The sequence below is a fragment of the Pseudomonas sp. BN411 genome (genome assembly GCF_029871235.1).
In the GTDB taxonomy this organism is placed as follows: Bacteria; Pseudomonadota; Gammaproteobacteria; order Pseudomonadales; family Pseudomonadaceae; genus Metapseudomonas.
The window spans coordinates 549,479-573,883 of record NZ_SSOM01000073.1; the positions used below are offsets into that span (position 1 = coordinate 549,479).

The 24,405-nt window shown below is 64.6% G+C and carries 16 protein-coding genes and 2 tRNA genes; 15 read left to right on the forward strand and 3 right to left on the reverse strand.

All coding sequences use genetic code 11. The features are described from left to right. Positions 1-7 precede the first annotated feature (7 nt). From E8F06_RS20440 to E8F06_RS20450, 3 genes are all read left to right on the forward strand, one after another. The gene (locus E8F06_RS20440; protein ID WP_190831457.1) at positions 8-1,192 is read left to right on the forward strand and encodes an ATP phosphoribosyltransferase regulatory subunit; all 1,185 of its coding nucleotides are present in this window, start codon (positions 8-10) and stop codon (positions 1,190-1,192) included. 103 nt (positions 1,193-1,295) lie between these two features. After that, complete coding sequence (locus tag E8F06_RS20445; protein WP_280370459.1) at positions 1,296-2,591, forward strand: adenylosuccinate synthase; 1,296 nt, start codon at positions 1,296-1,298, stop codon at positions 2,589-2,591. Positions 2,592-2,746: 155 nt separating this feature from the next. Continuing rightward, positions 2,747-4,681 (forward strand): methyl-accepting chemotaxis protein, encoded by a 1,935-nt coding sequence (locus E8F06_RS20450; RefSeq protein ID WP_280370460.1) that lies wholly within the window; start codon positions 2,747-2,749, stop codon positions 4,679-4,681. 115 nt (positions 4,682-4,796) lie between these two features. On the opposite strand, the gene E8F06_RS20455 is transcribed toward E8F06_RS20450, so the two are convergent. Together E8F06_RS20455 and E8F06_RS20460 are read right to left on the reverse strand one after the other, a co-directional pair. Beyond that, a tRNA-Leu gene (locus E8F06_RS20455) sits at positions 4,797-4,883 on the reverse strand. A gap of 109 nt (positions 4,884-4,992) precedes the next feature. Next, positions 4,993-5,079, reverse strand: a tRNA-Leu gene (locus E8F06_RS20460). A 208-nt stretch (positions 5,080-5,287) separates the two neighbouring features. On the opposite strand from E8F06_RS20460, the gene rnr reads away from it, so the two are divergent. From rnr to alr, 8 genes are all read left to right on the forward strand, one after another. Beyond that, positions 5,288-8,035: a ribonuclease R gene (gene rnr, locus E8F06_RS20465; protein ID WP_280370461.1), complete on the forward strand. Its 2,748-nt coding sequence runs from the start codon at positions 5,288-5,290 to the stop codon at positions 8,033-8,035. Next, entirely contained in the window at positions 8,032-8,781 is a 750-nt protein-coding gene (rlmB, locus tag E8F06_RS20470; protein ID WP_271471159.1) for a 23S rRNA (guanosine(2251)-2'-O)-methyltransferase RlmB, read from the forward strand. Before rnr ends, rlmB begins: the two co-directional genes overlap by 4 nt. Before the next feature lie 206 nt (positions 8,782-8,987). After that, the gene (rpsF, locus tag E8F06_RS20475) at positions 8,988-9,395 is read left to right on the forward strand and encodes a 30S ribosomal protein S6 (RefSeq protein ID WP_280370462.1); all 408 of its coding nucleotides are present in this window, start codon (positions 8,988-8,990) and stop codon (positions 9,393-9,395) included. 28 nt (positions 9,396-9,423) lie between these two features. Continuing rightward, positions 9,424-9,654, forward strand: coding sequence for a 30S ribosomal protein S18 (gene rpsR / locus E8F06_RS20480; RefSeq protein WP_016495030.1), 231 nt, complete (start codon positions 9,424-9,426; stop codon positions 9,652-9,654). Positions 9,655-9,690: 36 nt separating this feature from the next. Continuing rightward, the gene (locus E8F06_RS20485) at positions 9,691-10,584 is read left to right on the forward strand and encodes a hypothetical protein (protein WP_280370463.1); all 894 of its coding nucleotides are present in this window, start codon (positions 9,691-9,693) and stop codon (positions 10,582-10,584) included. Between the two features lie 21 nt (positions 10,585-10,605). Further along, positions 10,606-11,052, forward strand: a complete 447-nt coding sequence (gene rplI / locus E8F06_RS20490) for a 50S ribosomal protein L9 (protein ID WP_190831467.1) — start codon at positions 10,606-10,608, stop codon at positions 11,050-11,052. Positions 11,053-11,165: 113 nt separating this feature from the next. Then, positions 11,166-12,560, forward strand: coding sequence for a replicative DNA helicase (gene dnaB, locus E8F06_RS20495; protein WP_280370464.1), 1,395 nt, complete (start codon positions 11,166-11,168; stop codon positions 12,558-12,560). Between the two features lie 93 nt (positions 12,561-12,653). Then, entirely contained in the window at positions 12,654-13,730 is a 1,077-nt protein-coding gene (alr, locus tag E8F06_RS20500; protein ID WP_280370465.1) for an alanine racemase, read from the forward strand. Positions 13,731-13,798: 68 nt separating this feature from the next. Here alr and E8F06_RS20505 read toward each other — a convergent pair whose 3' ends face one another. Continuing rightward, the gene (locus E8F06_RS20505) at positions 13,799-15,706 is read right to left on the reverse strand and encodes a diguanylate cyclase (protein WP_280370467.1); all 1,908 of its coding nucleotides are present in this window, start codon (positions 15,704-15,706) and stop codon (positions 13,799-13,801) included. Positions 15,707-15,917: 211 nt separating this feature from the next. On the opposite strand from E8F06_RS20505, the gene E8F06_RS20510 reads away from it, so the two are divergent. The 4 genes from E8F06_RS20510 (at position 15,918) to E8F06_RS20525 (ending at position 24,368) form a co-directional block, all read left to right on the forward strand. Further along, positions 15,918-18,212 (forward strand): YgiQ family radical SAM protein, encoded by a 2,295-nt coding sequence (locus E8F06_RS20510; RefSeq protein ID WP_280370469.1) that lies wholly within the window; start codon positions 15,918-15,920, stop codon positions 18,210-18,212. A 165-nt stretch (positions 18,213-18,377) separates the two neighbouring features. Further along, complete coding sequence (locus tag E8F06_RS20515) at positions 18,378-19,613, forward strand: parallel beta-helix domain-containing protein (protein ID WP_280370471.1); 1,236 nt, start codon at positions 18,378-18,380, stop codon at positions 19,611-19,613. Continuing rightward, a complete protein-coding gene (locus E8F06_RS20520) occupies positions 19,610-20,719 on the forward strand; it encodes an SO2930 family diheme c-type cytochrome (RefSeq protein WP_280370473.1) in 1,110 nt (369 codons plus the stop codon). Before E8F06_RS20515 ends, E8F06_RS20520 begins: the two co-directional genes overlap by 4 nt. A gap of 361 nt (positions 20,720-21,080) precedes the next feature. Continuing rightward, positions 21,081-24,368, forward strand: coding sequence for a transglutaminase family protein (locus tag E8F06_RS20525; RefSeq protein WP_280370475.1), 3,288 nt, complete (start codon positions 21,081-21,083; stop codon positions 24,366-24,368). The last annotated feature ends 37 nt before the right edge of the window (positions 24,369-24,405 follow it).

A 24,405-nucleotide genomic window follows, 5' to 3' on the forward strand; every position in this document is an offset into this window, starting at 1 on the left:
TGGCGAAATGGCAACGGTAGATCGCTGGCTGCTGCCAGACGGTATCGAAGAAGTACTGCCGCCCGAGGCGGCACGCATCGAGGCAGCCCGCCGCCAGGTGCTGGATCTGTTCCAGCGTTGGGGCTATGACTTCGTAGTCACTCCGCATATCGAATATCTCGAGTCCCTGCTGACCGGTGCCGGTCAGGACCTCGACCTGCGCACCTTCAAGGTGACTGACCCTCAGTCGGGTCACCTGATGGGGTTCCGTGCCGACATCACGCCGCAAGTGGCGCGTATCGACGCCCATACCCTGCGCCGTGAAGGTCCGAACCGCCTGTGCTACGCCGGCAGCGTGCTGCACGCCAAGCCGCGCGCACTGTCCACTTCGCGCAGCCCGATCCAGCTGGGTGCCGAGCTTTATGGCGATGCCAGTCCGGCGAGCGACGTCGAGGTCATCAGTCTGATGCTCGAAATGCTCGAGCTGGCTGCTGTGCCGGACGTGCACATGGACCTTGGCCACGTCGGTATTTACCGTGGCCTGGCCAGGGCTGCCGGTCTTTCCGGTGAAGTCGAGCGCAGCCTGTTCGATGCCCTGCAGCGCAAGGCGGTAGACGAAGTTGCTGAGCTGACCGCAGACCTGCCGCACGAACTGGCGTCCATGCTCCGCTCCCTGGCCGAGCTCTGTGGCAGCCGCGAAGTGCTGGATCTGGCCCAGGGCGTGCTGATGGATGCGCCGGAAGACGTGCATCGCGCGCTGGACGAGCTGATCGCCATCGCCGACGCCCTGGAACTGCGCTATCCCGAACTCCCGCTCTATTTCGATCTGGGCGAGCTGCGCGGCTACCACTATCACACCGGGGTGGTCTTCGCCGCTTTCGTTCCGGGCGTCGGGCAGTCCATCGCCCAAGGCGGCCGCTATGACGACATCGGCGCCGATTTCGGTCGTGCCCGTCCGGCAACCGGTTTCTCTACCGACCTGAAGACTCTGGTGACCCTGGGCAACATGGCGCTGGACCAGCCGATTCCCGGTATCTGGGCGCCGGACAGCCACGACCCTTATCTGTGGTACGAGGTCAAACGCCTGCGTTCCGATGGGCAGCGCGTGGTGCAGGCCCTGCCGGGGCAGGAAGTTGCAAGTGCGTCGGAAGCGGGTTGCGATCGCCAGTTGCTCCTGCGTGACGGGCGCTGGCAGGTGGCAGCGCTTTCCTAGGAAGTGGCTTCATGGCCGGTGTGAGACTGCCGGCCACTAACGAGTTTCCGTGTTTTCCGCCGGCGGCTGCCGGCATCGAGCTTCTGCGAAGAGGACAAGTGTTATGGGTAAGAATGTCGTAGTCCTGGGCACCCAGTGGGGTGATGAGGGTAAGGGCAAGATCGTCGATCTGCTGACCGACCAGGCTGCCGCCGTCGTGCGTTACCAGGGCGGCCACAACGCCGGTCACACCCTGGTGATCGATGGCGAGAAGACCGTGCTGCACCTGATCCCGTCCGGCATCCTGCGCGAGAATGTCGAGTGCCTGATCGGCAACGGCGTAGTGGTTGCGCCCGATGCGCTGATGCGCGAAATCACCAAGCTGGAAGAGAAAGGTGTACCGGTGCGCGAGCGCCTGCGCATCAGCCCGGCTTGCACCCTGATCCTGCCGTACCACGTTGCCCTGGACCAGGCGCGTGAAAAGGCCCGTGGCGACGCCAAGATCGGCACCACCGGTCGCGGCATCGGCCCGGCCTACGAAGATAAGGTGGCCCGTCGCGGCCTGCGCATCGGCGACCTGTTCCACCGCGAGCGTTTTGCCGCCAAGCTGGGCGAGCTGCTGGACTACCACAACTTCGTCCTGCAGCACTATTACAAGGAGCCGGCGGTCGACTTCCAGAAGACCCTCGACGAAGCCCTGGCCTACGCCGAGCTGCTCAAGCCGATGATGATCGACGTCGCTGCTCGCCTGCACCAACTGCGCAAGCAGGGCGCTTACATCATGTTCGAAGGCGCGCAAGGCTCGCTGCTGGACATTGACCACGGCACCTACCCGTACGTCACCAGCTCCAACACCACCGCTGGCGGCACCGCCACCGGCTCCGGTTTCGGCCCGCTGTACCTCGACTACATCCTCGGTATCACCAAGGCCTACACCACTCGCGTGGGTTCCGGTCCGTTCCCGACCGAGCTGTTCGATGAGACCGGCGCCTTCCTGGCCAAGCGTGGTCATGAATTCGGTTCGACCACTGGCCGCGCCCGTCGCTGCGGCTGGTTCGATGCCGTGATTCTGCGTCGCGCCATCGAGATCAACAGCATCTCTGGCCTGTGCCTGACCAAGCTGGACGTGCTCGATGGCCTGGAAACCATCCGTATCTGCACCGGCTACAAGGGTGCCAACGGCGAGCTGCTGGAAGATGCGCCGACCGACGCCGACAGCTACATCGGCCTGCAGCCGATCTACGAGGAAATGCCGGGTTGGAGTGAATCCACCGTCGGTGCCAAGAGCCTGGAAGAACTGCCGGCAAACGCCCGCGCCTATATCAAGCGCGTGGAAGAGCTGGTGGGTGCGCCCATCGATATCATCTCCACTGGTCCCGACCGTAACGAGACGATCATCCTGCGTCACCCGTACGCCTGAGTCTTCCGACTCCCCAGAAGGGCCGCCTAGTGCGGCCCTTCGTCGTTTTAGTGGTTTCAAATGTCGCGCTGCTGGTCGGCACGCACCTTGCTGGCACTTTATAAATCCGGGTTGTCGCCGTTATAGCGGTAACGGTCGTTAAGGAGCCACAAGTCGTGTCAGCCATCCTGTCTTTGTTGCAGAGCCGTTTGTTGCGTCCGGTGTTCATCGCCCTTGGGGTTGCCTTGCTGGTGCAGGTGCTGGTGGCCGTTGCCCTCACGCGGAGCACCGTGAATTCCCTAGTGGACGAACTGGGTGTTCGCCTGGGTGGTGACACCCAGCGCCTGGCGGGTGATCTCGAACAGGCCGGACAGGAAGTGTCCGGTAGCCTCAGTGCGCTTTCCGGCAAGACGCGCGAACGCCTGGGGGCTGCGCTCAGTGCGCGCCTCCAGCAGGAGCAGGGCCAGTTGCGCCAGACGCTTGAGCAGAATCTCAAGGAGTCGGCCAACGACCTGGCCCAACTGCTCGCTGCTGTCGCGCCTCGGGCCATGTGGGACAACGACGTGCCCACGCTTTCCGAATTCGCCCGCCGCGCTCAGCGCAATCCCAGTGTGCTTTTCGTCATCTATGACGATGCCAGCGGTCAGCACCTGACCCGCTATCTCAATCGCGAGAACCCGCTGATCAAGGCACTGCTGGCCAAGGGGCAGGGCGAGCGGGCTCTGGACAAGGTGCTGAATGCGGCTGCCGGCGATCCATCCGTTTATCTGGTGGAGGCTTCCATCAGTCCCAACGGCGTGGAGATCGGCAAGGTGCGAATGGGGGTTTCCACCGCGGCGGTAGAGGAGCAGCTGAAGGCGCTGGACCAGCGCTTCTCCGCCCTGATCGCCAGTGGTGGCGAGCTGGTTGGCGAAAGCCTTTCCGGAGCCGCCAGCGAGAGCAGCGCCGCGTTGACCGCGCGCCTGCAATCGGCCCGCGAGACGGCTGGAAGCATGAGTGAGGGTACTCGCCAGGCTGTGGAATCGGCGGCTGATGAGCTGCGCTGGCGCATCGGTCTGGGACTGGCGCTGGTTGGGCTTGGCGTATTGCTGGTGCTGGCCGTGGTGCTGGGGCGCCGCGTGGTGGTTCGTCTGCGTTTGCTGATCGATGCGCTGAACGATCTGGCGGCCGGAGAGGGTGATCTGACGCGTCGGGTTCGTATCGATAGTCGTGACGAGGTCGGGGAAATGGCCACGGCGGTGAACCGATTCGTCGACAAGCTGCAGCCCATCGTCCGCGAGGCGGGTGATGTAGCGCAGCGCACCGGGTTGGAGATCAAGGCGCTGTCCGAGCGCAGCCAGTCCGCCGAATCGGCGGCCCATCGCCAGCGCAGCGAAGTAGAAGGCAGTCTCAGTGCGCTGGCAGGCATGGTGGCCGAGGCTCAATCCGAGAGCCAGGCCATGCAGGACGCTTTGCGCCAAGTGGGCGATATCCGTCAGGCCGCCCAGGACAACGCGGCAATCGCACGCAAGGTGGGTGGCCTGATCGAGAACCTGGAAGCGCGTGTGCAGAACGGTTCCGAGGTGATCGAGCGGCTGGCGCGCCAGAGCGAGCAGATTGAGATGGTGCTGTCGGTTATCCACGGCATTGCCGAGCAGACCAACCTGCTGGCGCTGAATGCGGCCATCGAAGCGGCGAGGGCGGGGGAGAGTGGTCGCGGTTTCGCCGTGGTTGCCGACGAAGTGCGCGCGCTGGCCAGCAAGACCCAGCAATCCACGGGCGACATCCAGGAGCATATCGCCGCGCTGCAGACCGGTGCGCGCGAAGCGGTTTCGGCTATTTCCCAGGCTCGCGAGCGCGCGGTGGAAGGTTTGGAGGCGCTGCGTGACAGCGAGCGTTTGCAGCAAAGCGTGCAGCAGGCGGTGGAGCAGGTGCATGGCGCGGTGCAGGCTGCGGCTCGAGCAGCGGAACACCAGGCGGCGGGTGCCGATGGCGTACGTGGCCGGGTGGATGTGATTCACGCCGAAGCCAGCCTGGCGGCTGAAGCGGTGGCGGCGACCGCCAGCAGCGGGCGCGTGCTGGCCGGCCTGGCGGACCAGCTCAAGGCCAGCCTGGGGCAGTTCAAGGCATAAAAAGGAATACGGGAGAGGGGCGGGGCGCAGGCTCGGCCCCTGATCTGGCGGTCGTTATGGGGTGTCCGGAAGCCAGAAAGCACAAAGCCGAGCAGAGCTCGGCTTTGTTTAAGAGTGGTGCCCAGGAGAAGACTCGAACTTCCACGGTGTTGCCACCGCTAGGACCTGAACCTAGTGCGTCTACCAATTCCGCCACCTGGGCACATTGCGATGATTGCTCATCGACTTATATGGTGTTCATCGTTGAACGATACGGAACCATACTATCCGTTAAACGAGAAACCGAGCTTTGCGGCTCGGCTTCAAAGAAGTGGTGCCCAGGAGAAGACTCGAACTTCCACGGTGTTGCCACCGCTAGGACCTGAACCTAGTGCGTCTACCAATTCCGCCACCTGGGCACTTCTGGATGCGATGATTGCTCATCTGCTTCCTTTACAACGTCTCAGCGACGCTGTGGGCGCGAACTATACGAGCCGACTTTTGTGTTGTAAACCCCTGAGCGCGAAAAAAATTATTCTTCGGACTAAGCTGACCGACAATCTGAATTCGCGCTTCAATAAGACCCATGGCAAATCCCTCTATGGATAAAAAGGTGATCACCCCCTGATGGCCGATTGGCAGAACCTCGACCCCGAGGCCGCTCGCGAGGCGGAAAAATACGAAAACCCCATCCCCAGCCGCGAGTTGATCCTGCAGCGCCTCGATGAGCGCGGCGCCCCAGCCAGTCGTGAACAGCTGGTGGAAGAGTTCGGCCTGACCACTGATGAGCAGTTGGAGGCACTGCGCCGCCGGCTCCGCGCCATGGAGCGCGATGGCCAGCTCATCTATACCCGTCGCGGTACCTACGCGCCTGTGGACAAACTCGATCTCATCTGCGGACGCGTCAGCGGCCACCGCGACGGCTTCGGCTTCCTTATTCCCGACGACGGCTCCGAAGACCTTTTCCTCAGCCCTGCGCAGATGCGCCTGGTGTTCGATGGCGACCGCGCCCTGGCCCGGGTGGCTGGTGTCGACCGCCGTGGCCGCCGCGAAGGCGCACTGGTGGAGATCATTGAGCGGGCCCACGAAACACTGGTTGGCCGCTTCTTTGAAGAAAGCGGGATTGCCCGGGTAGTTGCCGACAACCCGAAGATCCAGCAGGAAGTCCTGGTGCCCAGCGGCAAGCAGGGCGCTGCCAAGCATGGTCAGTTCGTCCAGGTGAAGATCGAGCAGTGGCCGAGCAACTTCCGCCTGGCCCAGGGTGAAGTGGTGGAGGTGCTGGGCGAATACATGGCGCCGGGCATGGAGATCGAAGTCGCCCTGCGCAGCTATGACATCCCCCATGAGTGGCCTGCCGGCGTGATCAAGGAAGCGGCCAAGCTCAAGCCCGAAGTGGCCGAGAAGGACAAGGAGAAGCGCATTGACCTGCGCGACCTGCCCCTGGTCACCATCGACGGCGAGGACGCCCGCGACTTCGACGACGCCGTGTATGCCGAGGCCCGCAAGGGTGGCGGCTGGCGCCTGATCGTCGCCATTGCCGACGTCTCCCACTATGTAAAGGTGGGTTCGGCGCTGGACGAGGAAGCGAGCAACCGCGGCAACTCGGTGTACTTCCCGGAGAAGGTCATCCCGATGCTGCCGGAGGTGCTGTCCAATGGCCTCTGCTCCCTGAACCCCCTGGTGGATCGCCTGGCGATGGTCTGCGACATGACCATCTCCCGCGCGGGCAAGCTGACTGGCTACGAGTTCTACGAGGCGGTGATCCATTCCCACGCGCGGCTCACCTACACCAAGGTCAGCCAGTTCCTGGAAACCCCGGAATCCACCGAAGCCCAGCAGTTCGCCGAGCAGCTGCCGCATCTGGTCAAGCCCCTGGAGCAGCTCTACAAGCTCTATAAGGTGCTGTTGGCCCAGCGCCAGGTGCGTGGGGCAATCGACTTCGAGACCCAGGAAACCCGCATCGTTTTCAGCGCCGATCGCAAGATCTCCGAGATCCTGCCGACCCAGCGCAACGATGCCCACAAGCTGATCGAGGAATGCATGCTGTGCGCCAACGTGGCCACCGCGCGCTTCCTGCAGCAGCACGAGATCCCCTCGCTCTACCGTATTCACGAAGGTCCGCCGAGCGAGCGTCTGGACAAGCTGCGCCAATTCCTCGCCGAATTGGGTCTGTCTCTCAATCGCGGCAAGAACGAACCGACGCCGAGCGACTACCAGGCCTTGCTGGAGAAAATCCGCGAGCGCCCGGACTTCCACCTGATCCAGACGGTGATGCTGCGTTCCCTCAGTCAGGCCGTGTACAGCCCGGACAACGAGGGGCACTTCGGCCTCAACTACGACGCCTACACCCACTTCACCTCGCCCATCCGTCGCTATCCGGACCTGCTGGTGCATCGTGCCATCCGCAGCTTGATCCGCTCCAAGCGCGAGAGTGCGCATGTGCAGCGCGCTGGTGCGGCGAGCATGCCCAAGGCGCGCATCTATCCGTACGACGAGGCGCGCCTGTTCCAGCTGGGCGAGCAGTGCTCGATGACCGAGCGGCGCGCTGACGAGGCAACCCGCGACGTCACCAATTGGCTGAAATGCGAGTACATGCGCGACCGCGTGGGCGAAACCTTCCCCGGTGTGATCTCGGCGGTGACCGGCTTCGGCATCTTCGTCGAGCTGATCGACATCTATGTCGAAGGCCTGGTGCACGTGACGGCGCTGCCGGGTGACTACTACCACTTCGACCCGATCCACCATCGTCTGTCCGGCGAGCGCAGTGGCCGCAGCTTCCGTCTGGGCGACCAGGTGGAAGTCGTGGTAGCGCGGGTCGATCTGGACGAACGCAAGATCGACTTCGAGCTCTCCGACAACGTCCTCACTGCGCCGGTCGGGCGCAAGAATCGCGGTACCGACAAGTCCGCTCCGGCCAAAGGCAAGGCCAAGGCCGCCGAGCCCAAGGTCGGCAAGGGCCGCAGCCGGGGCGCCAAGGGGGCTGCTCGCCACGCCCAGCGGGATGCCCCCGCCCTCCAGCAGGAACCGAGGGCGGCCGTGGCACCGCGCCGGCAGCGCGCCGGCAAGGTCCAGGCGCTGCCTGCCGTGCCGCCGGAGATGCTCGCCCAGGCCGAGGAGATGCTCGGCAATACTGATGTGAACAAGAGCCGTGCGGTGAAGCAGGCCCTGCTTAACGAAGCGCGTCAGGGCGCCAAGTCCAGCAAGGGCACGCGTCCGGCGCAGAAGCTGCTGGACAAGCCTGGCAAGGACGACGCCAGTGCCACCGCCAAGCCGCCGAAGAAGAAAGCCAAGGCGGCGAAGGCAGCCAGCAAACCCACGAAACACCGTAAAGGGCCGCCGAAACCCAAGGCGCCCGGTAGCAAGGTCAAGAAATGAGTCAGTTGGAAAAGGTCTACGGCGTGCATGCCGTGGAGGCGCTCCTGCGCCATCACCCCAAACGCGTCAAACAGTTGTGGCTGGCGGAAAGCCGGCACGATCCGCGGGTCCAGGTCCTTCTCGACCTGGCCGGGCAGCATCGCATCGCGGTGGGTCACAAGGATCGCCACGAGCTGGACGAATGGGCCGAAGGCGTCCACCAGGGCGTGGTGGCCGAGGTCAGCCCCAGCCAGGTCTGGGGCGAGAACATGCTCGACGAACTGCTTGAGCGCACCCCCGGCGCGCCCTTGCTGCTCGCCCTGGATGGCGTCACCGATCCGCACAACCTGGGCGCCTGCCTGCGCACTGCCGACGCTGCCGGCGTGCTGGCGGTGATCGTGCCCAAGGACAAGTCCGCCACCCTCAACGCCACCGTGCGCAAGGTGGCCTGCGGCGCGGCGGAGGTCATGCCGCTGGTGGCGGTGACCAACCTCTCGCGCACCCTCGAAAAACTGCAGAAGAAGGGCCTCTGGGTGGTCGGTACCGCCGGCGAGGCGGAGCAGGAGGTCTATCAGCAGGACATGACCGGGCCGACCGTGCTGGTCATGGGGGCGGAAGGGAAGGGCATGCGCCGCCTGACCCGCGAGCACTGCGACTACCTGGTCAAACTGCCCATGGCCGGCAGCGTCAGCAGCCTGAACGTCTCCGTGGCCACCGGCGTCTGCCTGTTCGAGGCGGTCCGCCAGCGCCGCAGCCGTCCCCAGTGACGGTTTGCCCCGGACGGCTCCGCTGCCGTCCGGGGTTGTTCAAAGTTTCGCCAATTCACCTTGCGCGGCATTCAGCCCTTCTCTAGAATGTCGCCCCTTGCCGTGGGGGCAGGCTCGCGCACGTCCCCGGCCCGGCAAGCCCAAACGAGATATTCACTCCTTGCCTGACCACGATGTTGGCAGGCTACAACCCGTAAGGAGCATTTATGCGTCATTACGAAATCATCTTCCTGGTTCACCCGGACCAGAGCGAGCAGGTTGGCGGCATGGTTGAGCGCTACACCAAGCTCATCGAAGAAGACGGTGGCAAGATTCACCGCCTGGAAGACTGGGGCCGTCGTCAGCTGGCCTACGCCATCAACAACGTTCACAAGGCTCACTACGTGATGCTGAACGTTGAGTGCAGCGGCAAAGCCCTCGCCGAGCTGGAAGACAACTTCCGCTACAACGACGCCGTCCTCCGTAACCTGGTCATCCGTCGCGACGAAGCCATCACTGGCCAGTCCGAGATGCTCAAGGCCGAGGAAAACCGCAACGAGCGCCGTGAGCGCCGTGAGCGCGTTGAGACTGACGCTGCCGCCGAAGGCGAAGACAGCGACAACGCTGACGAGTAATCCACGGATCTATTGAGGAGCCAAGTTCATGGCACGTTTCTTCCGTCGTCGTAAGTTCTGCCGTTTCACCGCTGAAGGCGTGAAAGAGATCGACTTCAAGGATCTCAACACCCTGAAGGCATACGTCTCCGAAACCGGCAAGATCGTTCCGAGCCGTATCACCGGCACCAAAGCCAAGTATCAGCGTCAGCTGGCTACCGCTATCAAGCGCGCCCGCTACCTGGCCCTGCTGCCCTACACCGACAGCCACGGCCGTTGATCTCGGTCGGTCGACCTAGGTAAGGGATAGATCGCAATGCGCGCTCTGGCAGAGTTCATCATGCGCGGTCGTGTGCAGGCCACCCTTGTGGTGGTAGGTGCAGCGACCTTGCCCCTGATGTTCTGGCTGAGCGCAGCCGCGGGCAGCCTGGTGCTGCTGCGGCGTGGTGTGAACGATGCTCTCGGCATCATTGCCTGGGCTCTGCTGCCAGCTCTTGGCTGGTGGTACTTCGGCGAGCCGCGCACCTTGATGGTGCTGCTTGGCGCGCTGGGGTTGGCCCTGGTGCTGCGTTCCAGCGTGTCCTGGACGCGGGTGCTGATGATCAGCGTGGCGCTTGGTCTGTTGTACGGCCTGGTGCTGGGCGCGGTGTTCCGCGAGCCCATAACCGCCATGGCGGTTGAGCTGCAGAAGCTCATGCCGCAGGTGATGGGTAACGTCTATTCGCAATTGGCGGATGACGAGCGAGCGCGTCTGGGAGCCATGGTCGCGCCGGTCCTGACCGGCCTGATCGCGTCGCTGCTGCAGCTGGTCAGCGTGCTGAGCCTGATGCTCGGCCGCTACTGGCAGGCAGCCTTGTACAACCCCGGTGGTTTCGGCGACGAGTTTCGTGCGCTGAAGCTGCCGCCGGCACTGGCTTTCGGCCTGCTGGCCGCCATGCTGCTGGGTCCGAACCTGGGCCAGGAGCTGGCGATGCTGACGCCGATCTGCAGCGTGCCGCTGGCATTCGCCGGCCTGGCCCTGGTGCACGGTCTGGCGAAGCAGGGTGGGCTGGCCGGTTTCTGGCTGGTGGGCTTGTACGTGTCGCTGCTGCTGTTCATGCAACTGATCTATCCGTTGCTGGTGGTTCTGGCCATCGTCGACAGTCTGATTGATTTTCGCGGACGCAAGGCGCGCAAGAATGGCGCCGGCCCTGCGAACGGTGAAGGTTAAAAGTTAAGAGGTAATTCCCAAATGGAAGTCATCCTGCTGGAAAAAATCGCCAACCTGGGCAACCTGGGCGACAAGGTGAACGTAAAGTCCGGCTACGGCCGTAACTTCCTGCTGCCGAAAGGCAAGGCCACCGCTGCTACCGCCGAGAACGTTGCTGCGTTCGAAGCTCGCCGCGCTGAGCTGGAAAAGCAGGCTGCTGACAAGAAAGCCGCTGCCGAAGCCCGCGCTGCCCAGCTGTCCGAACTGGAAGTGACCATCACTGCCAGCGCCGGCGACGAAGGCAAGCTGTTCGGTTCCATCGGCACCCACGACATCGCTGACGCCCTGACCGCCGCTGGCGTTCCGGTTGCCAAGGCTGAAGTCCGCCTGCCGAACGGCACCATCCGTCAAGTTGGCGAGTACGACGTTGCACTGCACCTGCACACCGACGTCGAAGCTGCGGTCAAGCTGATCGTGATTGCCGGCTAAGCAAGCCGTCGAAGTGAGCTTGCACTCAGGTGCCGGCTCGCTAACATCGGGCACGTCATTGCGAAAGCGGTGACGTGCCCGATGTCTTTCCAGCCCGAGAATTTTCCGAGCCCATGAACGAAATCACCGCCCCGGAACAGTTCGACCTGCAAACTGCCGCCCTCAAGGTGCCGCCGCACTCCATCGAGGCCGAGCAGGCCGTCCTCGGGGGCCTGATGCTGGACAACAATGCCTGGGAGCGCGTGCTCGACCAGGTGTCCGACGGCGACTTCTATCGTCATGACCATCGGCTGATCTTCCGCGCCATCTTCAAGCTGGCCGAGCGCAACTCGCCATTCGACGTGGTGACCCTGTCCGAGCAACTGGACAAGGAAGGGCAACTGCCCCAGGTGGGCGGCCTGGCCTACCTCGGTGAATTGGCGAAGAACACACCGTCGGTGGCGAACATCAAGGCCTACGCGCAGATCATTCGCGAGCGCGCCACCCTGCGCCAGCTGATCGGCATCAGCACCGAAATCGCCGACAGCGCCTACGCGCCCCAGGGACGGACTGGAGCAGAGATTCTCGACGAGGCCGAGCGCCTGATCTTCCAGATCGCCGAGGCGCGGCCGAAGACCGGCGGCCCGGTGGGGATCAATGACATCCTGGTCAAGGCCATCGACCGCATCGACGAGCTGTTCAACAACGGCGATGCCATTACCGGCCTGTCCACCGGTTTCAACGACCTGGACAACCTGACCAGCGGCCTGCAGCCGGCCGACATGATCATCGTTGCCGGCCGTCCGTCCATGGGTAAGACCACTTTCGCCATGAACCTGGTGGAAAACGCCCTGATGCGCAGCGACAAGGCGATCCTGGTGTATTCCCTGGAGATGCCCTCCGAATCCATCGTGATTCGTATGCTCGCGTCCCTCGGTCGCATCGACCAGACCAAGGTCCGCGCCGGCCGCCTGGACGACGACGATTGGCCGCGCCTGACGTCCGCAGTCAACCTGCTCAATGACCGCAAGCTGTTCATCGATGACACCGCCGGCATCTCGCCCTCCGAGATGCGCGCCCGTACCCGCCGCCTGGCGCGAGAGCACGGCGAGATCGGCCTGATCATGGTCGACTACCTGCAGCTGATGCAGATTCCCGGTTCCAGCGGCGATAGCCGGGTGAACGAGATCTCCGAGATTTCGCGCTCGCTCAAGGCCCTGGCCAAGGAGTTCAACTGCCCGGTGATCGCCTTGTCCCAGCTGAACCGGGGCCTCGAACAGCGCCCGAACAAACGCCCGATCAACTCCGACCTTCGCGAATCCGGGGCGATCGAGCAGGACGCCGACATCATCCTGTTCGTGTACCGCGATGAGGTGTACCACCCCGAGACCGAGTTCAAGGGCGTGGCCGAAATCATCATCGGCAAGCAACGTAACGGTCCGCTGGGCACCGCGCGGCTGGCCTTCCTCGGCAAGTACTCGCGTTTCGAGAACCTCGCGCCAGGCGCCTACCAGTTCGACGACGAGTAACGGGCAGTCCGCGCGCCCAGTCGCGCTGGATCAATGAATACGGGCGACCAGGCGGTATGATGGGCGCCCGTTTTCGTTCATGAGCCTGCCTCAATGCGCCCACTGATCGCCGCTGTCGACCTCTCCGCCATCCGCCACAACTACGCCGTCGCCAAGCGCTGCGCGCCGGGCCGGCAGGCCTTTGCGGTGGTCAAGGCGAATGCCTATGGCCATGGGGTGCGCGAGGTGGTTGCCAGCCTGCGTGGCGAGGCCGATGGCTTTGCCGTGGCCTGCCTGGAGGAGGCCGCTGAAGTGCGGGCCCTCGATGATGAGGCGCGTGTTCTGCTGCTGGAGGGCTGCTTCGAACCTGCCGAGTACCAACTGGCCGCCCAACTCGGCCTGGACCTGGTGGTTCAGGGCGTGGAACAGGCTGAAGCGCTGCTCGCCGCGCCGCTGGTACGCCCGCTCAACGTCTGGCTCAAGCTGGATTCCGGCATGCACCGCCTGGGATTCTCCCCTGAGGCACTGCGCCACTGGCATGCCCGCCTGCGTGGCGCAGCCCAGGTTGCCGAGCTCAACCTGATCAGCCATTTCGCCTGCGCCGACTTGCGTGGCCACACCCTGAACGAGGTGCAGCTGGAGGCCTTCCTCGACCTGCTGGAGCTCGACTTCGACCAGCGCAGCCTGGCCAACTCCGCCGCGATCCTGACCATGCCCGCCTCCCATATGGACTGGCTACGTCCCGGCATCATGCTCTACGGTGCGACACCACTTGCCGACCTCGGCGCCGCCGAGTTGGGCCTGAAGCCGGCCATGACCCTCAGCGCGCAACTGATCGCCGTGCGCGAGATCGCGGCGGGTGAAAGCGTTGGCTACGGCGCGACCTGGGAAGCCACCCGGCCGTCACGTATCGGGACCGTGAGCTGCGGCTACGCCGACGGTTATCCGCGCCACGCACCCAGCGGCACTCCGGTCGTGGTCAACGGCCAGCGTGTGCCGCTCGCGGGGCGGGTATCCATGGACATGCTCGCCGTGGACCTCAGTGACTTGCCGGACGCCCGGGTCGGCGATCCGGTTGAACTCTGGGGTGCCCAGCTTCCGGTGGATGAACTGGCCCAGGCCTGCGGCACCATTGGCTACGAATTGCTGACCAAGGTCACCACGCGGGTGCCGAGGCGCTATCTCGCCTGAGTGGCGTGTAGAGGGTAGGTGCGCCGCGCGCACCAATGATTCCTGCCTGCGGTCAGCCAGGCGGCCTCTTAAAGCAATCCGCTGCGGATCTTCAGCACATCCAGCTGCAGGCTGGCCTCATCCGACAGCTCGCCGTCCTCGCCGAACAACACCATGCCCGAGCGACCCCGGGCCTTGACCTTGTACAGGGCCTGGTCGGCGGTCTGGTAGAGCCCGGAGAAGTGCCGGGCATGCTGCGGGAACAGGGCGATGCCGATGCTGATGCTTACCGTCAGCTGTTCCGCGCCGTAGCACATGGGAACGGCCAGCTCTTCCAGCAGGCGCCGGGCCAGGTCGCACGCCTCGGCCTCGGCATCCGCTCCACCGATCAGCACGGCGAACTCGTCACCGCCCAGGCGCGCCACCGCATCGCCGCCACGCACATGCTGGCGCAGGCGCCGGCCTATGGTGCGTAGCATTTCGTCGCCAGCGTCATGGCCAAAGCGGTCGTTGATCGGCTTGAAGTGGTCGAGGTCGATCAGCATCAGCGCTAGCGGTTCCTCGTGTCGCTTGGCGTTGGCCAGCGCCGAATCAGTGCGTTCGATCAGGTAGCGGCGATTCGGCAGTTCGGTCAGCGCATCGTGGAAGGCAGCGTGTTCCAGCTCCCGTTCGCGCTCGCAGAGGCGCAGGTTGGCGGCGGCCAGTTCGGCGGTCCGGGCGACGACGGCGGCCTGCAGTTCATCGGCGCTGGCCTGCATCTGCGCGAGGCGGGCCGCCTTCTCACGGTCGGCCTGCACCAGGGCGGCGGCGCGCTCCTGCTTGAGCATCTGGATGCGGTAGGCAAGGGCGAAGGAGAACAGGATCGACTCCGCCGCGATGGCAACGGGGAACATGTAGGCGGTGAAGTTGATCGGCTGGATCAGGCCGGCGGCGCGCATCACCAGCACCGCAGTGCTGACCAGCACGGTGCCGTAGCCGATCAGGTAGAAGCGCGCTGGAATGAAGCCCTGGCGCCAGCGGATCACCGCGCTGATCAGTGCAGTGGGTACGGTCACGATCGGCGTAACGGCGATCAGGACGGCGCCCTCGGCGCGATAACCGAAGAAATTGATCAGGATGGCGACGGCGTAGAGCACGCAGGCCACGTTGAACAGGCGGTCGGACCAGCGCAGGCCGCGCTTGGTGTAGAGCAGCTCCTGGGTGAAGCGCATGACGAAAATGCCCCAGAGCGAGGGCAGGGTGATGCGGTCCAGCCACGCCGGTACCGGGGCGTCGGGCCAGAAGTACTGGAAGCCGTGCCCGGTCATGCTGAGGATGAACACCAGTGCCGAGGACGTGGCCAGCACGTACCAGAGGTAGGCCTTGTCGCGCAGCGCCACGAGGATGAACAGGTTGTAGAGGAACAGCGCCAGGATCACCCCGTAGACCAGGCCGAAACCGAGGTTCTCGGTGGACTTCAGCTCCTTCAGGTCATCCAGTTGCCACACCTTCAGGGGGAAGGAGTTGCCCGCCGGGTCATAGCTGCGCAAGTACAGGGTGAGGGGCTCAGCGCCGATTTCCGGCAGCTTGAACAGCATGCGCCGGTAGGAATAGTCGCGGGTTTCGGCAAACGGCAGGGCTTCGCTGCTTTCCCGCCGGCTCCAGCCGCCCTGGCTATCCGGCAGGAACAGGCTGACGCGATAGACGGTGATACCGGAGTTCTCCAGCCACCATTGCTGCGGGGCGTCGCCGCTGCGGCTGAGCTGCACCCGCACCCACCACACGCTGCGGCTCTGACCGACGGTGGCGCGGCCGTTGGCGGGGGTGAAGCGCTGTTGCACCTCCGGCCTGGCCATGTCCTGGATGTCCAGCGTGCCGTCCGGGTCTTCCAGCAGGTCGATCGCTCCATTGAGCGTCGCACCGCTGCTTTGCTGCGTCAGTTCGAAGGCTGCCTGGGCCGGCACGGTCAGGCCCAGCCAGCACAAGAGCAGGAAGAGGGTAAGGATCGGACGTCGCACCGCACACGCTCCTTGTAAGTTATTTACTACTGCGGCCTGGCGGTTTGTAGGTCGGCAAAAGTATAGCGACCCGGAGTATTTGTGATCACGTTGTACGCTATTTCCTACAGCCTTGCATTCAGCCCCTGAAGAAACCGAGTGTCAGCGTCGGATTTGCTCAAAATTTGTGCTATATTCCGCGCCCCGTAAAAAAGCCCGCTGGTCAAAAAATATGCAAGCTGCGAAGCCGCTGTTCGACTATCCGAAGTACTGGGCCGAGTGTTTCGGTCCCGCACCCTTCCTGCCGATGAGCCGGGAAGAGATGGATCAGCTCGGCTGGGACTCCTGCGACATCATCATCGTGACCGGCGATGCCTACGTCGACCACCCGTCCTTCGGCATGGCCATCATCGGCCGCCTGCTGGAAGCCCAGGGCTTCCGCGTGGGCATCATTGCCCAGCCGGACTGGCGCTCGAAAGACGACTTCATGAAGCTCGGCGAGCCGAATCTGTTCTTCGGCGTCGCAGCGGGCAACATGGATTCCATGATCAACCGCTACACCGCGGACAAGAAGATCCGTTCCGACGACGCCTACACCCCCGGCGGCGTCGCCGGCAAGCGCCCGGACCGCGCCAGCCTGGTCTACAGCCAGCGCTGCAAGGAAGCCTACACCCACGTGCCGGTGGTACTGGGCGGCATCGAGGCCTCCCTGCGCCGTATCGCCCACTACGACTACTGGCAGGACAAGGTGCGCCGCTCCATCCTCATGGACGCCACCGCCGACATCCTCCTCTACGGCAACGCCGAGCGGGCCGTGGTCGAGATCGCCCAGCGCCTGTCCTGGGGCGAATCCATCGAAAACATCACCGATGTGCGTGGCACCGCCTTCATTCGCCGTGACACCCCAGCGGACTGGTTCGAGATCGACTCCACCCGGATTGACCGCCCGGGCCATGTCGACAAGATCATCAACCCCTACGTCAACACCCAGGACACCGCCGCCTGTGCCATCGAGCAGGAGAAGGGCCCGGTCGACGATCCGGAAGAGGCCAAGGTGGTGCAGTTGCTGCCCAACCCGCGCCTGACCCGCGACAAGACCGTGATCCGCCTGCCGTCGTTCGAGAAGGTGCGCAACGACCCGGTGCTCTATGCCCACGCCAACCGCGTGCTGCACCTGGAGACCAACCCCGGCAACGCCCGTGCGCTGGTGCAGCGTCATGGCGATGTGGACGTGTGGTTCAACGCGCCGCCCATCCCGATGACCACCGAAGAGATGGACTACGTCTTCGGCATGCCCTACGCCCGCGTTCCGCACCCCGCGTACGGCAAGGAAAAAATCCCGGCCTACGAGATGATTCGCTTCTCGGTGAACATCATGCGTGGCTGCTTCGGCGGCTGTACCTTCTGCTCCATCACCGAGCACGAAGGGCGGATCATCCAGAACCGCTCGCATGATTCGATCATTCGTGAGATCGAAGAGATGCGCGACAAGGTTCCGGGCTTCACTGGTGTGGTCTCGGACCTCGGCGGGCCGACCGCGAACATGTACCGGATCGCCTGCAAGGACCCGGAGATCGAGAAGCACTGCCGCAAGCCGTCCTGCGTGTTCCCGGGCATCTGCGAAAACCTCAACACCGACCACAGCTCGCTTATCGAGCTGTATCGCAAGGCGCGCGCCCTGCCGGGTGTGAAGAAGATCCTCATCGCCTCGGGTCTGCGCTACGACCTCGCGGTGGAGTCGCCGGAATACGTCAAGGAACTGGTCACCCACCATGTCGGCGGCTACCTGAAGATCGCTCCGGAGCACACCGAGCGCGGTCCGCTGGACAAGATGATGAAGCCGGGGATCGGCTCCTACGACCGCTTCAAGCAGATGTTCGAGAAGTTCTCGAAGGAAGCGGGCAAGGAGCAGTACCTCATCCCGTACTTCATTGCCGCGCACCCCGGCACCACGGACGAGGACATGATGAACCTCGCCCTCTGGCTCAAGCGCAATGGCTTCCGCGCGGACCAGGTGCAGGCCTTCTACCCGTCGCCCATGGCCAGCGCCACCGCCATGTACCACTCGGGCAAGAATCCACTGCGCAAGGTCACCTACAAGAGCGACGGGGTGACGATCGTCAAGAGCGAGGAACAGCGTCGTCTGCACAAGGCCTTCCTGCGCTACCACGATCCGAAGGGCTGGCCGATGCTGCGCGCCGCACTGGAGCGCATGGGCCGCGCTGACTTGATAGGCAACGGCAAGCACCACCTGATTCCGACCTACCAGCCTGCCAGTGACGAGTACCACAGCGCCCGTCGCAAGAACTCCACCCCGGCCGGCAGCAAGAAGGTCGGCGCCGCCGGCAAGATGCTCACCCAGCACACCGGCCTGCCGCCCCGCGCCAGCGACGGCAGCAAGCCTTGGGACAAGCGCGAACAGGCCAAGGCCGCCGCTTTCGCCCGCAAGCAGGCCGAGAACAAGGCCGCAGCGTCGGAGAAGGGGGGCAAGAAGAAGCCCGCCAAGCGGCCCGTCGCGCCGCGCTGATAAAAACGCCAGCCTTCGGGCTGGCGTTTTCGTATCCGGGCTCTTGGTAGGAGCGAGCTCTGCTCGCGATGGCTCGCTCCTACACTGTCGTCTGTCGGCTTCTTCCTACAGAATGATGCTTGGCACTATAGTGCCAAAATTACAAGAAGAACCCGGTACCGCCCCATGCGCCCCTTCTCTCTACTGGCTCTTGCCCTCCTGCTCGCCGGCTGTGGCGACCAGGCTGACTCTCCCGTTACCCATGCCGATTTCCAGAAGGACTTGCAGACACGCCTGATCAAGGCCAAGCCCGGCACCGTCATCGAAATCCCTGCCGGCACCTGGCAACTGGACCGAGGCCTCAGCCTCAAGGTCAGCGGCGTGACCCTCAAGGGCGCCGGCATGGACAAGACCATCCTCAGTTTCAAGGGCCAGAAGGCTGGCGCAGAAGGGCTGCTGGTGGACGCCTCGGACTTCACCATCGAAGACCTCGCCCTGGAAGACAGCAAGGGCGACGCCCTCAAGGTGGTCGGCGGACGGAACATCGTCATCCGCAATGTGCGCACCGAATGGACCAACGGCCCGGCCACCGAGAACGGCGCCTACGGCATCTACCCGGTGCAGACGGAGAACACCCTGATCGAAGGCGCGGTGGCCATCGGTGCGTCCGACGCCGGCATCTACGTCGGCCAGTCGCGCAACGTGGTGGTGCGCAATAGCCGCGCCGAACGCAACGTCGCCGGCATCGAGATCGAGAACACCATCGGCGCAGACGTCTACGACAATGTCGCTACGGGTAATACCGGCGGCATCCTGGTGTTCAACATGCCCAACCTGCAGCAGCCGGGGCACGGCACGCGCATCTACCGCAACAAGGTGGAGGGCAACAACCACGACAACTTCGGCCACAAGGGCACGCCGGTGGCCAGCGTACCGGCCGGCTCCGGGGTGGTGATCAACTCCAACGACGATGTGGAAATCTTCGACAACGACATCGGCAACCACCGCACGGCCAATGTCATCGTCAGCAGCTACTTCAGCACCGGTTACAGCGACCTCTCCACCACCCAGGACTTCGATCCCTACCCCGAACGCATCGCCATTCACGGCAACCGCTTCGGCCCCGCCGGCGACAGCCCGGATCACCTGGAGCTGAAAGCCTTGAAGATCGCCCAGTTCGGAATCGATGGCCGCCTGCCGGACATCCTCTGGGACGGCTACGTGAATCCGGCCCGGCTGGTGGACGGCAAGCTGCCGGCGGAACTGGGCATCTGCGTCGACAACGGCGCGGCCACCCTGGTCAATGTCGACGGACCGAACAACTTCAAGAACATCAGCACCGACATGGGCGCTCACCGCTGCAAGTTGCCACCGCTGCCGGAAGTGGTACTGGCCAGCGCCGGGGAGCGCGAGGGTTCATGAGGCTCGCCATCTGCCTGGCGTTCCTGCTGCTGTCTGGTTGTGGCCAGCAGGATGAACCCCTCTATCTGCCAGAGGGCGAGGCCTACCCGGAAAAGCTCAGCGGCTGGGGCATGCTGCAGCGCGCCGAAGGCCACCTGCGTCCAGTCACAGAAGCCCTGGCCTACGACCTCAATACGCCCCTGTTCAGCGACTACGCCCACAAGCTGCGCACCGTCTGGATGCCGGCGGGGCGGGCGGCACGCTACGGCGAGGAGCGCTTCGACTTTCCCGTCGGCACCGTGCTGACCAAGACCTTCTACTACCCGAAGGACGAACAGGGTCGTTTGCTGAAGAACACCACGGATGACCGCGACCCGGCCAAGGGGCTGGACCTCGCGAAGGTGAGGCTGGTGGAGACCCGCGTGCTGCTGCGCCAGCGGCAGGGCTGGGTGGCGCTGCCCTATGTGTGGGACGAGGCGCAGCAGGAAGCCACCCTGGAATGGACCGGCGCCAGCGCGGCGTTGGAACTGCAGGACGGGCAGGGCGGCAACCTGGCGGTGGACTACCAGGTGCCCGACGCCAACCAGTGCGCCGGCTGCCACGAGGAGCGCCATGGCGCAGGCGTGCAGCCGCTGGGACCCAAGGCTCGTCACCTGAACCGTGACCTGGCCTATCCAGACGCTGTGGATAACCAGCTGCAACGCTGGCAGCGCCAGGGATTGCTGCAAGGACTGCCGGCGCCTGAAGGCATCCCGCGAAACGCCCTGGCCAGTGCCCCGCGCAAGGATGAAAGCCTGGAGCAGCAGGCGCGCAGTTACCTCGACATCAACTGCTCCCACTGCCACAACCCCAAGGGACCGGCACGCACGTCCGGCCTCTATCTCGATCCGGCCACGCCGCTCGGCATCCCGTTCGGCTTGTGCAAGCAGCCGGTGGCGGCGGGCAAGGGCTCCGGCGACCGCTTGGTGGATATCCACCCCGGCCAGCCCGACGCGTCCGTGCTGATCTACCGCGTGGAAAGCACCGACCCCAGCGTGATGATGCCCGAGCTGGGCCGTTCCACCGCTCACCGCGAAGGGCTGGAGCTATTGACCCGCTGGATTGCTGGCTTGCCGGACGGGTGCTAGTCCACTTGTAGGGGCGAATTCATTCGCCAAGCAGGCCGAAGGTCTGCCCGCCCTTGTTGAAGGGGACAGCTTCGCTGCCCTTGGCGAATGAATTCGCCCCTACAGAGGTCATTCACCCTTGATAGCCCGTTATACCCAATCGGCCTAACCAGTCCGGTGCGTGTTCCCTTCTCCTTCATCTTCGACCGCTAGGCTTGAGTCTCACCTGCTGGTCCGCCGCGAACCATTTTTGTGCGGCCGGGTCATCCGGGTGCGAAGGTGGCCCTTTTCCGGTGCTCGGAAGGGCCGAAATCCGTGGTTCGGGGGCTGGCACAAGTCTTGCGCGACTCCCGTCATCGCCCAGGCTCGCAGGAGGCACGCCGTGTCGATCCATGTCGCACTGCATCACGTCACCCACTATCGCTACGATCGTGAGGTCAACCTCGGTCCGCAGATCATCCGCCTGCGCCCGGCACCCCACAGTCGCACACGCGTCCTCGGCTATTCGCTGAAGGTGTCGCCAGGCAAACACTTCATCAACTGGCAGCAGGATCCCCAGGGCAACTACCTGGCGCGCCTGGTGTTCCCGGACAAGACCCGCGAGATGAAGGTCGAAGTGGACCTGGTCGCCGAGATGGCGGTGTTCAACCCCTTCGATTTCTTCCTCGAACCCATCGCCGACCAGTTCCCCTTCAGCTACACGGCTGACGACCAGCGCGAGCTGGCGCCCTATCTCAGCCGCCTGCCGGCCACGCCGCTGTTCGCCGACTACCTCGGCCGCGTCGACCTCACGCCCAAGGGCACGGTGGATTTCCTGGTGGCGCTCAACCAGCAGCTGTCGCGGGATATCCGCTACCTGATCCGCATGGAGCCCGGCGTACAGACGCCCGAGCAAAGCCTGGAACTGGCCTCCGGCTCCTGCCGCGACTCGGCCTGGCTGCTGGTGCAGCTGCTGCGTCACCTGGGCCTGGCGGCGCGCTTCGTCTCGGGCTACCTGATCCAGCTCACCGCCGACCAGAAGTCCCTCGACGGCCCCAGTGGCACCGAAGTGGATTTCACCGACCTGCATGCCTGGTGCGAGGTCTACCTGCCGGGCGCCGGCTGGGTCGGCCTCGACCCCACGTCCGGCCTGTTCGCAGGCGAAGGCCACGTCCCGCTGGCCTGCAGCCCGGAGCCTTCCTCGGCGGCGCCCATCAGCGGTGGGGTAGATGAAAGCGAGTGCGCGTTTTCTCACGAAATGCGCGTCGAGCGTGTCTGGGAAGCCCCCCGGGTGACCCGGCCCTACAGCGACGAGCAGTGGCAGGCCATTCGCGAGCTGGGTGCGCGCATCGACGCCGATCTCGTAGCGGGCGATGTACGCCTGACCATGGGCGGTGAGCCCACCTTTATCGCCATCGACTATCCCGACGACCCGGAGTGGAACACCGCCGCCCTTGGGCCAAACAAGCGCCGCTTGGCTGCCGACCTGTTCCATCGCCTGCGCGGGCACTACGCACCCCACGGCCTGGTGCACTTCGGCCAGGGCAAGTGGTATCCCGGCGAACAGCTGCCGCGCTGGTCGCTGAACTGCTACTGGCGCAAGGACAACGAGCCGATTTGGCAGGACCCGGCCCTGTATGCCGATGAAGGCCGTAGCTACGGCGCCGATGCCCACCTCGCGGCGCGCTTCCTCGGTCGCGTGGCCAGTCGACTGGGCGTGCCGGGGGACAACCAGTTTCCGGCCTTCGAGGACTGGTTCTACTACCTCTGGCGTGAGCGCAAGTTGCCCGCCAACGTCACCCCGGAAGACGCCCGCCTGGCAGACCCGCTGGAACGTGAGCGCCTGCGCCGGATATTCGAGCGCGGCCTGGGAGAGGTGGTGGGCCAGATCCTGCCGCTGGCGCGCAGCGCAGCGGGTGATGGCTGGGAAAGCGGTCGCTGGTTCCTCCGCGATGAACACTGCCGGCTGATCCCCGGCGACTCGCCGATGGGGTATCGCCTGCCGCTGGACTCCCAGCCCTGGGTCAGCGAGGCGGACTATCCCTACGTGAACCCGGCCGACCCGAGCCAGCAGTTCCCACCCTTGCGCCACGCGGCGCTGATCCGCCAGCAGTTGCGCGACGGCACCCCCGCACGTCCCGGCGAGCCCCGTGCGCCCGGAATGCAGGAATCCGCCGCCGGCATCACCCGCACGGCACTGTGCGCCGAACCTCGCGAAGGCCGGCTTTACCTGTTCATGCCGCCGCTGTCCGAGCTGGAGGCCTACCTGGAACTGGTGGCCGCCATCGAAGCCACGGCGGGCGAGCTGAAGTGCCCGGTGCTGCTGGAGGGCTACGAGCCGCCCAGCGATCCGCGCCTGACCAACTTCCGCGTCACCCCCGACCCAGGCGTGATCGAGGTGAATATCCACCCCTCGGCGAACTGGGACGAGCTGGTGGAGCGCACCGAATTCCTCTACGAGGCCGCGCGGCAGAGTCGTCTTTCCAGCGAGAAGTTCATGGTCGATGGCCGTCACGTCGGTACCGGCGGCGGCAACCACTTCGTCCTGGGCGGCGCCACGCCGGCGGACTCGCCCTTCCTGCGCCGTCCGGACCTGCTGCGCAGCCTGATCAGCTATTGGCACAACCATCCATCGCTGTCTTACCTGTTCTCAGGTCTGTTCATCGGCCCCACCTCCCAGGCGCCGCGGGTGGACGAGGCGCGCAACGACGCCCTCTACGAATTGGAAATCGCCTTCCGACAGATGCCCGAGCCTGGTGCGGATAGTCCGCCCTGGCTGGTGGATCGCCTGCTGCGCAACCTGCTGGTGGATGTCACCGGCAACACCCACCGCGCGGAATTCTGCATCGACAAGCTCTACTCGCCCGACAGCAGCACCGGCCGCCTCGGCCTGCTGGAGCTGCGTGCCTTCGAGATGCCGCCCCATGCGCGCATGAGCCTGGCCCAGCAACTGCTGCTGCGTGGGATGGTGGCGCGCTTCTGGAACGAGCCCTACCAGCCGCCGAAGCTGGTGCGCTGGGGCACCGAACTGCACGACCGTTTCCTGCTGCCGCACTTCGTCCAGCAGGACTTCGACGACGTGGTCCATGAGTTCAATGCCGCCGGCTATCCATTGCGCAGCGAGTGGTTCGCCCCACATTTCGAGTTCCGTTTCCCGAAATACGGCGATTACCAGGTGAAGGGCGTCGACCTGGAATTGCGCCAGGCCCTGGAGCCCTGGCATGTGCTGGGGGAGGAGGGCACCGGCGGCGGAACCGTGCGCTATGTGGACTCGTCCCTGGAGCGGGTGCAGGTGAAGGTCAACGGCATGGCGCAGGACCGCTATGTGCTCACCTGCAACGGCGTACCGGTGCCGCTGCGGCCCACCGGCCGTGTGGGCGAGTTCATCGCCGGGGTACGCTACCGCGCCTGGCAGCCGGCGTCCTGCCTGCAACCCACCATCGGCGTGCAGGTGCCCCTGGTGTTCGACTTGGTGGACACCTGGATGCAACGCTCCCTGGGCGGCTGCCAGTACCATGTGGCCCACCCCGGTGGGCGCAGCTACGACAGCTTCCCGGTGAACGCCTACGAGGCCGAGAGCCGTCGCCTGGCGCGCTTCTTCCGCCACGGGCACACGCCGGGCAAGCTGCAGGTCTCCGCGCCAGTGATCGACAATGAACTGCCCATGACCCTGGACCTGCGTCGCCGCTAGGCAGACGCACGGAGCGCCCCGGCCGCTTATGCAGCGG